Origin of the sequence: Bradyrhizobium sp. BR 10261, from assembly GCF_019455395.1 — a bacterium.
GTDB classification, from domain to species: Bacteria; Pseudomonadota; Alphaproteobacteria; order Rhizobiales; family Xanthobacteraceae; genus Bradyrhizobium; species Bradyrhizobium manausense.
This window is the reverse complement of record NZ_JACOFQ010000029.1, coordinates 1-12,464: the sequence shown is the minus strand read 5'-3', so window position 1 is coordinate 12,464 and position 12,464 is coordinate 1. Positions and strand designations below refer to the sequence as shown.

At 63.1% G+C, this 12,464-nt stretch carries 14 protein-coding genes; 3 read left to right on the top strand and 11 right to left on the bottom strand.

The annotated features are described in order from the left end of the window. The first annotated feature begins 64 nt into the window (after positions 1 to 64). Entirely contained in the window at positions 65 to 1,153 is a 1,089-nt protein-coding gene (locus HYH07_RS28165; protein ID WP_220005518.1) for a Zn-dependent alcohol dehydrogenase, read from the top strand. 148 nt (positions 1,154 to 1,301) lie between these two features. Here the strand turns inward: HYH07_RS28165 and HYH07_RS28160 are convergent, their stop codons facing one another. The 4 genes from HYH07_RS28160 to mbfA form a co-directional block, all read right to left on the bottom strand. Then, on the bottom strand, positions 1,302 to 1,655 hold the full coding sequence (locus HYH07_RS28160) for a nuclear transport factor 2 family protein (protein WP_220005517.1): 354 nt from the start codon (positions 1,653 to 1,655) through the stop codon (positions 1,302 to 1,304). 172 nt (positions 1,656 to 1,827) lie between these two features. Continuing rightward, positions 1,828 to 3,300 (bottom strand): amidase, encoded by a 1,473-nt coding sequence (locus HYH07_RS28155; protein WP_220005516.1) that lies wholly within the window; start codon positions 3,298 to 3,300, stop codon positions 1,828 to 1,830. A 101-nt stretch (positions 3,301 to 3,401) separates the two neighbouring features. Then, positions 3,402 to 3,932: a cytochrome b gene (locus HYH07_RS28150; RefSeq protein WP_220005515.1), complete on the bottom strand. Its 531-nt coding sequence runs from the start codon at positions 3,930 to 3,932 to the stop codon at positions 3,402 to 3,404. A gap of 80 nt (positions 3,933 to 4,012) precedes the next feature. Continuing rightward, positions 4,013 to 4,984 (bottom strand): iron exporter MbfA, encoded by a 972-nt coding sequence (gene mbfA, locus HYH07_RS28145; protein WP_057746251.1) that lies wholly within the window; start codon positions 4,982 to 4,984, stop codon positions 4,013 to 4,015. 181 nt (positions 4,985 to 5,165) lie between these two features. Here mbfA and HYH07_RS28140 point away from each other — a divergent pair, with 181 nt between their 5' ends. Continuing rightward, positions 5,166 to 5,888, top strand: a complete 723-nt coding sequence (locus tag HYH07_RS28140) for a hypothetical protein (protein WP_220005579.1) — start codon at positions 5,166 to 5,168, stop codon at positions 5,886 to 5,888. Positions 5,889 to 6,007: 119 nt separating this feature from the next. Here HYH07_RS28140 and HYH07_RS28135 read toward each other — a convergent pair whose 3' ends face one another. From HYH07_RS28135 to HYH07_RS28110, 6 genes are all read right to left on the bottom strand, one after another. Further along, entirely contained in the window at positions 6,008 to 6,388 is a 381-nt protein-coding gene (locus HYH07_RS28135; RefSeq protein ID WP_220005514.1) for a hypothetical protein, read from the bottom strand. 110 nt (positions 6,389 to 6,498) lie between these two features. Beyond that, positions 6,499 to 7,656 carry an alpha/beta fold hydrolase gene (locus HYH07_RS28130; protein ID WP_220005513.1) on the bottom strand — a complete coding sequence of 386 codons (1,158 nt, stop codon included), beginning with the start codon at positions 7,654 to 7,656 and terminating at the stop codon, positions 6,499 to 6,501. Between the two features lie 121 nt (positions 7,657 to 7,777). Beyond that, positions 7,778 to 8,650, bottom strand: coding sequence for an MBL fold metallo-hydrolase (locus HYH07_RS28125; RefSeq protein ID WP_220005512.1), 873 nt, complete (start codon positions 8,648 to 8,650; stop codon positions 7,778 to 7,780). Positions 8,651 to 8,756: 106 nt separating this feature from the next. Beyond that, positions 8,757 to 9,368 carry a glutathione S-transferase family protein gene (locus tag HYH07_RS28120; RefSeq protein WP_220005511.1) on the bottom strand — a complete coding sequence of 204 codons (612 nt, stop codon included), beginning with the start codon at positions 9,366 to 9,368 and terminating at the stop codon, positions 8,757 to 8,759. Positions 9,369 to 9,531: 163 nt separating this feature from the next. Continuing rightward, complete coding sequence (locus tag HYH07_RS28115) at positions 9,532 to 10,374, bottom strand: fumarylacetoacetate hydrolase family protein (RefSeq protein WP_057746856.1); 843 nt, start codon at positions 10,372 to 10,374, stop codon at positions 9,532 to 9,534. Positions 10,375 to 10,641: 267 nt separating this feature from the next. After that, positions 10,642 to 11,493, bottom strand: coding sequence for an MBL fold metallo-hydrolase (locus HYH07_RS28110; RefSeq protein WP_220005510.1), 852 nt, complete (start codon positions 11,491 to 11,493; stop codon positions 10,642 to 10,644). Positions 11,494 to 11,619: 126 nt separating this feature from the next. Between HYH07_RS28110 and HYH07_RS28105 the strand changes: the two genes are divergently transcribed. Beyond that, positions 11,620 to 12,051, top strand: coding sequence for a DUF3775 domain-containing protein (locus HYH07_RS28105; RefSeq protein ID WP_220005509.1), 432 nt, complete (start codon positions 11,620 to 11,622; stop codon positions 12,049 to 12,051). A gap of 83 nt (positions 12,052 to 12,134) precedes the next feature. Here HYH07_RS28105 and HYH07_RS28100 read toward each other — a convergent pair. Beyond that, a partial coding sequence (locus HYH07_RS28100) for an SDR family oxidoreductase (RefSeq protein ID WP_220005508.1) occupies positions 12,135 to 12,464 on the bottom strand: 330 nt, incomplete at its 5' end.

The following is a 12,464-nucleotide window of genomic DNA, read 5'->3' as shown; positions in this document are numbered from 1 at the left end:
TCACCTCTCCCATAGGGAGAGATAGAAGCCGCACTCAAAAAATCATAACAACGAGGGAACACCGATGAAGGCCGCCGTCCTCTATGAAGTCAACAAGCCGCTCGTCATCGAGGATGTCAGCCTGCCGAAGCCAGGGCCGCGCGAGGTCCTGATCCGCACTGCTGTCGCTGGCCTCTGCCATTCGGACCTTCACTTCATGGAAGGCCTCTACCCGCATCCGCTGCCCGCGGTGCTCGGCCATGAATCAGCTGGGATCGTCGAGCAGGTCGGCTCCGACGTGACTTATGTGAAGCCCGGCGATCACGTCGTCACCTGCCTGTCCGTGTTCTGCGGCACCTGCGACAATTGCACCACCGGCCGCACCGTGCTCTGCACCGACACCACGGTGAAGATGCTGCCGGGCGTCTCAGATCGGATGCAGTGGTCGAAACCCGAGAAGCTGCACCAGTTCCTCAATCTCTCGTCCTTCGCCGAGCAGATGCTCGTGCACGAGAACGCCATCGTCAAAATCCGCAAAGACATGCCGCTCGAGCTCGCTGCGCTGATCGGCTGCGGCGTCATCACCGGCTACGGCGCGGTGGTGAATACGGCGAAGGTCACGGCCGGCGAGACGGTCGCGGTCATCGGCTGCGGCGGCGTCGGCATGGCCGCGATCAACGGCGCGCAGATCGCCGGCGCCGGCCGCATCATCGCCATCGACACCAACCCGGCCAAGCTGCAGCTGGCGACCAAGCTGGGCGCGACCGACATCATCAACCCCGCCGACGGCGACGTGGTGAAGCAGGTGCGCGACCTCACCAATGGCGGCGTGCAGCATTCCTTCGAGGTGCTCGGCCGCAAGGAGACCGCCGAGCAGGCCTTCGCCATGCTGGCCTCGGGCGGCACCGCCACCATCGTCGGCATGATCCCGTTCGGCCAGAAGATCGAGCTGCACGGTTTCGACTTCCTGAGGGAGCGGAAGATTCAGGGCTCGTCGATGGGCTCCAACCATTTCCGCGTCGACATGCCGCGCCTGGTCGATTTCTACCTGCGCGGCCGGCTGCACCTGGAAGACTGGATCTCGGCCAAGCTGAAGCTCAGCGAGATCAACGAGGGCTTTGCCAACATGAAGGCCGGCAAGACGCTGCGCAGCGTCATCGTGTTTGATAGTTAGGCCACAACGACGGTGTCATCGCCCGCGAAGGCGGGCGATCCAGTACTCCGCGGCGGAAGTTGTATGAACGAATAATCGCCGCGGCGTACTGGATGCCCCGGTCAAGCCGGGGCATGACAGCTGAGTGTGGAGCGGCAGCGTGCCCTCCTCACCGCGACACGTGTGCCGACACCGCCAGCCACGTCCCGTTCTTCTTCGCCCAGCAATCGGTATACCGCCCCGTCGCCTGCTGGCCGTCGGCGGTGGTGTAGCTCGTCGCCGCGTGAATGATGGCGAAGTCGCCCATGATGCGGATGATGACGTCGAAGGCGTGCAGGTTGCGGATCGCGATCGGCTGCGCGGTCTGCTCCAGGAAGGCGGCGCGGTCGACCAGCGTCTTGTCGGGATTGGAGCAGTAAAACTCCGGCGCCAGGATCTCGTCAAAGCGCTTGACGTCGCAGTTCTGCACTGAGGCGACGTAGTCGCGGTTGAGTGCGGTGAGCTGTTCGAGGTCCTGGCTCATGGTGCTTCCTCTCCCTATCGAAGCCGTCAATTATTTTGCTCCGTCATTGCGAGCGAAGCGAAGCAATCCAGAGATGTTTCCGCGGATGTAGTCTGGATTGCTTCGTCGCATCAGCGCAAAATTGCTGCGCAATTTTGTCGCGAGCTCCTCGCAATGACGGTGGGGTGAACCACTAATCGTCAAACATCTTCGGCGGCACGAACCCGCCGAACTCGCGCTCGATCAGCTCGGCGAGCTTCAGCGGCGTGCGGTCTTCGAGCCACGGGCCGACGATCTGCACGCCGACCGGCAGGCCGTCCTTCGACAGACCGAGCGGAACGGCCGTCGCAGGCAGGCCCGGAAGCGTTGCTATGCCCGGCCAGGCAAGCTGATCGACATAGGGATAATCCGTGCCGTCGATGCTGATGCGTCGCAGGTTCTGATCGGGCAGATGATCATGCGGAAAGGCCGGCGTCGGCATGATGGGGCAGATCACCGCGTCGAAGCTGTTGAACAGCGCGCGCCATCGCGCGCGCAGGCCTGCGCGGCTGCCTGCGTCGAGCACCCAGGCGCGGTGGCTTGCAATCGTGCCGCGCAGCCGCTCCGCGCCGAGGCTGCGGTCCTCCGGCGACAACTGGCTTGCTCGCGCCCGCGAATCCGCGAGCTCGTCGGGTGGGAAGAACGCGCCGAGGAAGCTCAGCAGCATCCGCATGTAAAGCCGCGACGTCTCCGCGAAATCCGGCAGCAGTGCGCTCTCGCGCGCGACGGTCACGCCGGCCTTCGCAAGATCCGTCGCTAGCCTGTCGATCGCGCCACGGACATCCCGATCGGCCGGCAGCAGCGGATGGCTGTCGATCACCAGGACACGAAAATCCTGCAACGACTGATGTCGCGCGACGGGCAGCTCGAGCTTGTAGGCGACACCGGCATCCAGCGGATCCGGTCCGGCCATGACGTCGAGCAGCAAGGAGAGATCCGCAGCGGTGCGTGCCATCGGGCCGATGACCGCGAGATCGCCTTCGCGGGGAAGGGCTGGAAATGGCGGCGGCGTCTCACCGCGGGCGGGGCAGAGATTGAGGGTCGGCTTGTGGGCGAAGATGCCGCAATGAAATGCCGGCACGCGCAGGGAGCCGCCGATGTCGGAGCCGGTAGCGAGCGCGCAATAACCCGCGGCAAGGGCTGCCGATGATCCCCCGGACGATCCACCCGGCGTGCGGCCGAGATGGTAGGGATTGCTCGTGGTGCCGTAGATGTCGTTGTAGCTCTGCCAGTCGCTGAGGCCGACCGGCACGTTGGTCTTACCGAGGATCACGCCGCCAGCCTCTTTGATGCGGGCCACCGGCAGTGCGTCTTCCGCAGGCCTGAAATCCTTATGTGGCACGAACCCCCAGGTCGTGGGCAGGCCGGCGATGTTGAAAGATTCCTTGATCATCATCGGCAGGCCGAGCAGCGGCTTGCGCTCGCCGCGCGCCAGCGCCGCGTCAGCTGCGCGCGCCGCGTCGAGGGCGCGATCGAAATCCCGCACGCAGATCGCGTTGATCTTGCCGTCATGACGCTCGATGCGGTCGATCGCATCCTGCGTGAGTTCGACGGCGGAGACCTTTTTTGCTGCCAATGCAGCCGACAGCTCGACCGCGCTCTTGAAACTCCATTCCGATTTCGCCACGACATGCTCCTGCGCTTCAACTGATGGATGATGCGCAGTTTTAGCCGATGCCGCAACCGACGTTTGATCGCGGTTGATCTGCCCTGACGATATCCCCGGCGCTATCCTGGCAGCATTCGCTGCATCACGCGGTCGCGATAGATGAAGATGTGCGCAAGCGCGGCGGCGACGTGAACGACGATGGTGACGAGCAGCGCCCATTCCATCGCCTGGTGAAAGCCGTCAATGGTACGCCCTGCTGCGGCGTTGTCGGACGCCAGCATCGGCAGCGGCACGAGATAGAAGAACGACACCGACCAGCCCCGGAAGGAGGCAAACAGCCAGCCCGAGATTGTCGTCGCCAGCACCAGCGCGTAGAGCAGCCAGTGCACGACCTCGGAGCTCAGGCGCTGCCAGACGGGAAGAGAACTTTCGGGCGCGACCGGATGAGCGAGCCGCCAGACCAGGCGGAGAGCCGTCAGCACGAGAATCGCGATCCCGATCGAGACGTGAAACGTCATTCCGGCACCCGGGCTCATGCCGCGATGGATATCCGGCATCAGCCAGCCGATCGGGTATTGCACGGCGAGCAGCGCGACGATGCACCAATGGAAGACCTTGGCAGGTGTGCCGTATTGCAAGTGGCGCATCATGGAGGACCTGGAGTTGCTGCTGCGCCGATCAGATTCACGATCGCGACGAGATATGAACGACGTTGCTTCATCGCCGCCGCCTATGCCGCCCCGATCAATATTCCCACCGCCAGCACGATCGCGCCGCCGAGAACGATCTGGAACACGGCCTGGAGGAACGGCGTGTCCATGTAGCGCGAGCGGATGAAGGCGATCGCCCACAATTCGAAGAACACGACGACGCCTGCGATTCCGGTCGCGATCCAGAACGCGTTGGCCCAGTGGTCGGGCACCAGATAGGGTGCGGTGTGACCGAGCCCGCCGAGCGTCGTCATCGCGCCGCAGGTGAGGCCGCGCAGCCATGGAGATCCGCGCCCTGTGAGCGAGCCGTCGTCGGACAACGCTTCGGCAAAGCCCATGCTGATGCCGGCACCGATGGAGGCAGCAAGGCCGACCAGGAACGTCTGCCAGTTCTGGTGTGTGGCGAAGGCCGCAGCGAACAACGGCGCCAGTGTCGAGACCGAGCCGTCCATCAGGCCGGCGAGGCCCGGCTGCACATATTGCAGCACGAACATGCGGCGGTTGGTGCGGTCTTCTTCCGCGCGCACGTCGGAGCTCAGGATCTGGTCTGTCAGTTTCGCAGCGGTCTCTTCATGGCCTTTCTCGGCTTCCGCGAGATCGCCGAGCAGGCGGCGCACACCGACATCCTGGGCGTGTTCGGCGGCCTTCACGTAAAAGCGCTCGGCCTGCAATTCCATGGTCTCGACCTCCCTGCGGATGGTGTCGAGCGGCAAGTTCTTGGTGAGCCAGACCGGGCGGCGCTTCAGGAATCCCTTGACGTCTTCGCGGCGGATCGGCGGCAGATGCTGGCCGAAGCGCTGCTCATACATTTCCAGCAGCATGTGGCGGTGGCTGCGCTCCTCCTCGGCCATCTGCTCGAAGAGCTTGGCCGAATCCGGATATCGCTCCTTGAGATCCTCGGCGAAGGTCATGTAGATGCGGCTGTCCTCCTCTTCGGAGGAAATTGCGACCGCCAGCACTTCACGCTCGGTCAAATCGGCAAAATTCTTCACTGACTGCGCCTGATGTAGTTTAGAAGCATTCTAAACTGCTATAGGCTGCAATTCGTTCAGGGTCAATTCACGCGAGCCGCGCGAAGGCTTGCATGCGAACGTCACAGCGGTGCGTGGGTGCACGGAACCGGGTCCCGTCGTACTGGTTCGAATCTTTGGATGTGGGTGGACGGGTGGAATGATGGACAAGGTCAAATTTCGTCTGAATGATTCCCGGCTGGCGCCGCGCCGCACCAAGCTCGAAATCCCCGGATGGGCCGGCAAGCGCGAACCACGTGCGAACGGTTCGCGTGAGCAGGTCTGGCACTGCGTGCCCTTTTCCGAGGGCGCGCAATATGGCATCGAGCTGTTCTATCCCTATGATTTCGAGCTTCACGTCACGACCAGAGAGGGGCGCTTGATCCTCGAAGCCGATTGGGGCGAGCCGCCCGAAGGCGGCGCGGAATGGCCACCGTTTCGCAAGTTTGGTGACGCCTTCTACACCTATCAGATCCTGCTCGATCTCAAGGTCGCAAAGGGCATGGCTGTTCGCACCGAGCCGCATCCGCGATTCTATGCCGATCCGACCGACACCGTGCCGATTGCGGTCCCCGCGCTGATCCGCAATTGGTGGCCCATGATGTTCTTTTGCGTCTTCAAGGCGCCGGCCGAGGGCCGAACCCATATCTTCCGACCCAACGAGCCCTTCGCGCAAATCATCGTCATTCCCGAGGAGGCGACCTTCGAGCTCGAGCCGATGAGCGAGGAGGAAGCGGCAGAGCGCGAGCTGCAGGCCCGCCGGATCTACGCCAATCGGCCCAAGCTGGCCGCAGGCACCGAGTGGACGTCGTCATCTGATACGGTATTCGATGGTACCTATCGGCACCTGCACCGCGCGGCCAAGGAGAAGGCTCGTAACGGATAGGGCGGATGACCCTTCCTGGACTGTGCCCCTGCGATCTTGCCTATCTTTCCTGGTTTCCCGTCATCAAATGCAAACAGGACCCGCAGGTCCTGTTCATCTCGATCCTGGTATCGGCGACCTCAGTAGTAGTCGCGGCGATAGAAGCTGTGATGATGGTGGTGGTGATGGTGATGATGGTGATGATAATACCGCCGATATCGCGGGACCACCACGACCGGCTCGTCGTAGTCGTAGTAGCGACGACGATAGAAGCTGTGGTGGTGATGGTGATGATGATGATGATGGTAGTAGAATTGAGCGAGCTGAACATTCTCGCTCGCTTTTGGCGGAGCCTCTTCATCGATGGCTTGCAGCAAGGCGCTGGCGTTCGCAATCGGCTCGAGCAGGTCCGCGTATGAATTCGCCTGGAGGACGTCCGTCGGCGCGGGCGCAGCCTGGGCGGCACCTAGCGTTCCGAGTGCGGCCACGGCTCCCAATAGTCCGGCGATCTTCTTGTCCAATGTCGTTCTCCATGGTCGCCGGACTCAGCTCCGGCATCTCGCAACGTCAAATATTGCCGAATGTTCCCTGAACCGCCGATTAATGCCTTGTGGCTGGAGGGTGGCGTCGCTCAGCTTGCGGAGACTGTGTCGGCGCGGCGGAGGAATTGTAACAGCAACCGGCTGACCTCCGCCGGCTGCTCTTGTTGCACCCAATGACCAGCACCGTCGACGAGATGGCAGCCGAGCAGCTTCGTGCAGCCGGGGCCCTGCATCGCCTCGAACACGCCGGGGCGCTGATAGGTGCCCCAATCCTGCTTGCCCGAGATGAAGCAGGAGGGCACGTCGATGCTGCGCCCGGCGAACAGCTGCATCTCGTCGTTGAGCATGCCCGACGTGCCGTAGCGATACCATTGCAGCCCGCCCTGGAATCCGGTCCGGCTATATTCGGCGCTGTAAAAGGCGAGATCGCTGTCCGGCAGCCATTGGTTGGCGGCGATCGCGGCGCGCGATGGCATCTCCTTCGCGACCGTCTCGGCCATGGTCTCGCCGAGATTCATCACGTAATAAGTCGGCAGTTTTGCAAGCTCGTTCGCCGACCATGATTGCAGCGGATACGGCTTGTTGTCGGTCCAGTCCGCGCTCTTGTGATGATAGTAGGCGCGCAGGAAATCATGCAGGCCTTGTGGCGCGTGCAGCATGTCGGCATTGGCCGTGCGTGTCGAATAGTACCATTGATAGTGGATGCGCGGGCGCGGCAGCGCGGCGAGCTCACGATGCACGGGATCTTCGACCGCGGGCTTCGCCGGCGCATCGACGGTATTGAACGGCAGTGGCGGCGCACCGCCGAACGGTGCGCTCATCAGCGTCACCGAGCGAAACACGTCGGGCCGGATCAGCGCGCACCAGGCCGCGACCGGGCTGCCGAAATCATGCCCGGCGAGATCGACCTGCCTGTAGCCGAACGCCGATACGAGGGAGAGTGCATCGCGCACCAGATTAAGGAGCGAGAACGGTGCGAGATCGCCGTCGTAATCCGCGGTCCATCCGGTGGTGCGGCCATAGCCACGCTGATCGGGTGCGAGCACGTGATAGCCGGCCCCGGCCAGCGCCGGCATCACCTTGCGCCAGGAGAAGGCGAGCTCGGGAAAGCCGTGCAGCAGCAGGATGCAGGGACGGCTCTTGGTCTCGAAACCGGCCTCGAGCACATGCATGCGCAGCCCGTTGATGCCGTCGACATAACGCGAGCGGATCCCGGCGGGCAGGGGAATGTCGGCGAGTGATGTCATCGCTTCTCTCCACGCGGGCGGAACGGTAGGGTGGGCAAAGCGGAGCGTGCCCACGCATTTTTCGTGATCGAGAGAGATGGTGGGCACGGCGCAAGGGCGCCTTTGCCCACCCTACGGCATTTCACTCCACCGCCGCACACACGAACGCGTTGCCTTTGCGCCTGATCTTCCCCACCGACGGCGAGGGGAAATGCGCGGTGCAGCACAGCGTATCGGTGTCGCAATAGCGCTCGAGGAAGCTGCGGCGCGTCGTGGCCGCCTTGGCCGGATCGACGTCGAACTTGATCGACAGCTCCGGATAAAGCGTTTGCAAGGGCGAGTGCATGAGATCGCCTGAAAACACCGCATCGTCCTTGCCGCGGCCCATCGTAACAGCGATGTGGCCCGGCGTATGGCCGGGCGTCGGCAGGATACGGACGTGGTCGCCGATCTGGTGATCGTTGCCGACGAGCTCGTGGCGCTTGGCTTCGACCACGGGCAGCACGCTGTCGACGAAGGGCGGGATCGCCGTCTTTGCATTCTGCTCGAACCAGTGATCGTATTCCTGCTTGGCGAAGAGGTAGCGCGCCCTGGGGAAGGTCGGCACCCAGCGGCCGTTCTCCAGCCGCGTGTTCCAGCCGACGTGATCGACATGCAGATGCGTGCACATCACGAAGTCGATGTCGTCGACCGAGACTCCCGCGGCATTGAGCGCGCGCAAATAGGTGTCGTCGGTCTTCATGTTCCATTTCGCGCGATTGGGGCGCGGCTTGTCGTTGCCGATGCAGCTGTCGATCAAGATGGTGTGGTGCGGCGTCTTCACCACATAGGACTGGAAGCACAGCAGCAGCACATCCTGCTCGTCCAGTGCTTTGGCCTGCCGCATCCACGCCCGGTTCTCGGCCAGGACCTCAGGCGTCAGTCCCGGCAGCATGTCCAGTGCCGGCACGAATGAAGTTTCCTGCTCGATGACGCGATGGATGGTGAGGTCGCCGACGGAAAATTTCAGGCTCATGAGGAACTCCCGCTGGTTGCAGCATGATCCGCAAACAAAGTATGCAGCGGTTTTCCGACAGGATCCCGCTCAACAACAAGCCTAAAGCGAGCTGATGATCATCCCGCTACGCGGCCGGCGGGACCGAGATCTTCACCGAGGGCCGCTCCAGCATCTTCTGGTGGAAGGCATCGAGCTTCGGATAGGCCTTGCGCCAGCCGCAATCGGCGAAGCGGAAGTCGGCATAGCCGAGCACGCAAACAAGGCCGATCTGCGAGATGTCGAACGGGCCGTTCAGCACCTCGGGCATGTTCTCGAAGCGCGCCATGCCGGTCCAGGCCCGGTTCCAATGGTCGTCCGACCACGCCTGCCATTGCAGGCCCTGCGGCCGCACCATCTTCTCGTAGCGGCACAGCAGCATGGAATCGAGCATGCCGTTGATGAGGGAGTGATTGGTCTTGGTCTTCCAGCGCCGCGGGCCGTAATCCGGGATCAGGCTGCCGCCCGCCATCTCGTTGAGATATTCGACGATGACGTAGGAATCCAGAATGACGTCGCCATCATTGGTGATCAGCACCGGCAGCTTCTTCAGCGGCGTGATCTTCGAATAGTCCTCGTTGGCCGTGCCGGGCGCGACCGTCGCCGGCATGAACTCGATCTTGTCGATCAGCCCGAGCTCGATCGCGGCGATGCGCACCTTGCGGGCAAAAGGGGAGGCGGCGGAGAAGGAGAGTTTCATGGCGAGCATCCGAAAATGAAAATTGCGATCGTCATTGCGAGGAGCCCGCGACAAAATTGCGAAGCAATTTTGCGCTGGCGACGAAGCAATCCAGTCTGTTTCCGCAGAGGAATTCTGGATTGCTTCGCTTCGCTCGCAATGCCGGGGAGAGGTCGTAGCGGCCCTACGCCGCCACGATCTCCTGGCGCTGCTCGCCGAGGCCTTCGATGCCGAGCGTGACGACGTCGCCGACATTGAGGAAGGTCGGCGGCTTCATGCCGAGTCCGACGCCGGGCGGGGTGCCCGTGGTGATGATGTCACCCGGCAGCAGCGTCATGAACTGCGAGACGTAGGAGACGCACTTGGCCATCGAGAAGATCATGGTCTTGGTCGAGCCGGTCTGGCGGCGCTGACCATTGACGTCGAGCCACATCGACAGGTTCTGCACGTCCTTGATCTCGTCCTTGGTGGCGAGCCAGGGGCCGAGCGGGCCGAACGTGTCGTGCGACTTGCCCTTGGTCCACTGACCCAGGCGCTCGATCTGGAAGTTGCGCTCGGAGACGTCGTTGCAGACGCAATAGCCGGCGACGTAGTTCAGCGCGTCGGCCTCCGAGACGTATTTGGCGCGGGTGCCGATGATGGCGGCGATCTCGACCTCCCAGTCGAGCTTGGTCGAGCCGCGCGGCTTCTCGACGTTGTCGTTCGGGCCCGACAGCGAGGTGTTGGCCTTCATGAAGATGATCGGCTCGGTCGGAATGGCAGCGCCGGTCTCCTTGGCGTGGTCGCTGTAGTTGAGGCCGATCGCGACGAATTTCGAGATGCCGGTGACGGGTGCGCCGAAGCGCGGCTTGCCGGAGACGGCGGGCAGTGAGGCGGGGTCGATGGCAGCGAGCTTCTTCAGGGATTCCGGGGAATAGGCCTCGCCGGTGAGGTCCTTCAGATGGGCCGACAGGTCGCGCAACTGGCCGGATTTGTCGATCAGGCCGGGCTTTTCCGCACCCTTTTCGCCGTAACGAACAAGCTTCATTCTGGTTTCTCCCTTGGGATGGACTGATCGGTTGAACAGCTTCATGGAACAGCACGGCGGGAAATTCAACCGCCGAAAGGGGATGCATTGCAGCCCTTACTTTGTGGGTGGGTTAGTGATCGTACCCCGGGATCGTAGGGTGGGTTAGCCCCGCAGATGCGCAAAGCGCATCTGCTCGGCGTAACCCACCAATTCTGCCTCTGCGGAAACAGAAGAGGTGGGTTACGCCCTCGACTGCGCTTCGCGCAGCCGCAGGGCTAACCCACCCTACGATCCCAGCGCCTCGAACCTGAACGCATCCCCGTCCCGTTTGATGTGCCCGGCGGAGAAATGCCCGCCAATCACCAGCGTCGGGGTGTCGGCAAAGCGCGAGAACACCTTGTGCCGGCTCGCGGCCGATTGAGCGGTGTCGGTGTCGACGACCGAGCACCAGTCGAGATGCGCCATCTGGCAGGGGTGATGGGCGACATCGCCGCTGAGCAGCGCCTCTTCGCCGCCGGATTCGATCAGCACGCTCATATGCCCGGGGCTGTGGCCCGGCGTCGGGATAACGCTGATCGCTTCGCAAATCCGATGATCGCTCGGGATCAGCTCGGCCAGGCCCGCATCGATGATAGGCTTCACGGAATCGTTGAACACCGCGACCTTGTCCGGCTCGGCCCTGTAGTCACGCCAATAGTCATATTCGGTCCTGCCGAACAGGTAGCGCGCCTTCGGGAAGGTCGGCACCCATGTGCCATCGACCAGCTTCGTATTCCAGCCGACATGATCGACGTGCAGATGCGTGCACAGCACGGTATCGATACTGTCGGGCGGAAAGCCTGCTTCCGTCATCATCTCGAGGAACGGCGTGTTGCGGTTATTCCAGACCGGGACGCCGCGGCCCTGCTTGTCGTTGCCGAGGCCGGTGTCGACCACGATGCGGCGCGCCGCCGTCTCCACCACCAGCGAATGGATCGACATTTTCAGCCGGCCTTCGTCGGTGGCGAAATGCGGGATCAGCCAGGGCAGCTTCCGGATTTCGTCATTGGTGGCGGCCGGCAGGATGAAGCGGGTCGAGCCGACCGTCTCCATTTCGACGATCCCAGTGATTTTGACCTGGCCGACCCTCCACCGCATCGGGCGTACCCCCATTTTCTCTGTTTGCCGCCGAAAGATGCACATTTTCCGCCGCCAAGCGCAATGGATCATCTGTCGTGATGTTGCGTTATGTGAGGAACCCGTCGAGATCCAAAGGGGGAGCCCATGCCCGAGCTTGCGATTTCCGCCGACAAGGTCGCCTTCATCATCGAGAAGGCGCGCGAATTCGACGTCAAGGAATCCGGGTCAGATCCGGATTCGGGCTCCAATCCCTCCGACGACGATGAGATCGACGTGCTCGAGGACAACAATTCCGATCCGGTCGCAGCTGAGCTCGCCAGCTTCATCCGGGCGCTGAACGAGGACGAGCAGGTCGACCTGGTCACGCTGATGTGGCTGGGCCGTGGCGACGGGGATGTCGAGGAGTGGGACGATTTGCGCGCCCGCGCGGTCGAGGCGCGCAGCGAGTACAAGGCGCCACGCCGCGAGACGGTGCGATATCTCCTGGGCGAGCCGATGCTGGGCGATCTGCTCGCCGACGGCATGGACGAGCTCGGCATCGACTGGAGCGACGAGCGGACCACGCCGGTGTCGTAAGGCAAAATCGCTTCGAGTTTGATCGGTCGAGCCGCGAGCCCGCTTCAACCTCTCCCTTCGGAGAGGTTGAAGCACCACTGGCCTCACAGCGTTCCCGGGAACGCGCCACCGTCCAGCAAAATGTTCTGGCCGGTGATGAAGCCGGCCTTGGCGCCGCAGAGGAAGGCGCAGGCGTAGCCGAACTCGTCGGGCTGGCCGAAGCGGCCGGCGGGGTTGAGTTTTGCCCGCTCGGCCAGGATCGCTTGCGGCGTCGTGCCGCGCTTGTCGGCCTCGGCCTTGGCGGTGCCGGTCAGGCGATCGGTCTCGAACGGGCCCGGCAACAGGCCGTTGATGGTGACGTTGTTGATCACGGTCTTGCGCGACAGGCCGGCGATGAAGCCGGTGAGGCCGGCACGCGCGCCGTTGGAGAGGCC

Bases quoted from the DNA above. Each gene is read 5' to 3' on its own strand.
- HYH07_RS28165 (WP_220005518.1), top strand. From the start codon at position 65: ATGAAGGCCGCCGTCCTCTATGAAGTCAACAAGCCGCTCGTCATCGAG.
- HYH07_RS28110 (WP_220005510.1), bottom strand. From the start codon at position 11,493: ATGCGGTGGAGGGTCGGCCAGGTCAAAATCACTGGGATCGTCGAAATG.
- HYH07_RS28105 (WP_220005509.1), top strand. From the start codon at position 11,620: ATGCCCGAGCTTGCGATTTCCGCCGACAAGGTCGCCTTCATCATCGAG.
- HYH07_RS28120 (WP_220005511.1), bottom strand. From the start codon at position 9,368: ATGAAACTCTCCTTCTCCGCCGCCTCCCCTTTTGCCCGCAAGGTGCGC.
- HYH07_RS28115 (WP_057746856.1), bottom strand. From the start codon at position 10,374: ATGAAGCTTGTTCGTTACGGCGAAAAGGGTGCGGAAAAGCCCGGCCTG.
- HYH07_RS28130 (WP_220005513.1), bottom strand. From the start codon at position 7,656: ATGACATCACTCGCCGACATTCCCCTGCCCGCCGGGATCCGCTCGCGT.
- HYH07_RS28150 (WP_220005515.1), bottom strand. From the start codon at position 3,932: ATGATGCGCCACTTGCAATACGGCACACCTGCCAAGGTCTTCCATTGG.
- HYH07_RS28160 (WP_220005517.1), bottom strand. From the start codon at position 1,655: ATGAGCCAGGACCTCGAACAGCTCACCGCACTCAACCGCGACTACGTC.
- HYH07_RS28125 (WP_220005512.1), bottom strand. From the start codon at position 8,650: ATGAGCCTGAAATTTTCCGTCGGCGACCTCACCATCCATCGCGTCATC.
- HYH07_RS28140 (WP_220005579.1), top strand. From the start codon at position 5,166: ATGGACAAGGTCAAATTTCGTCTGAATGATTCCCGGCTGGCGCCGCGC.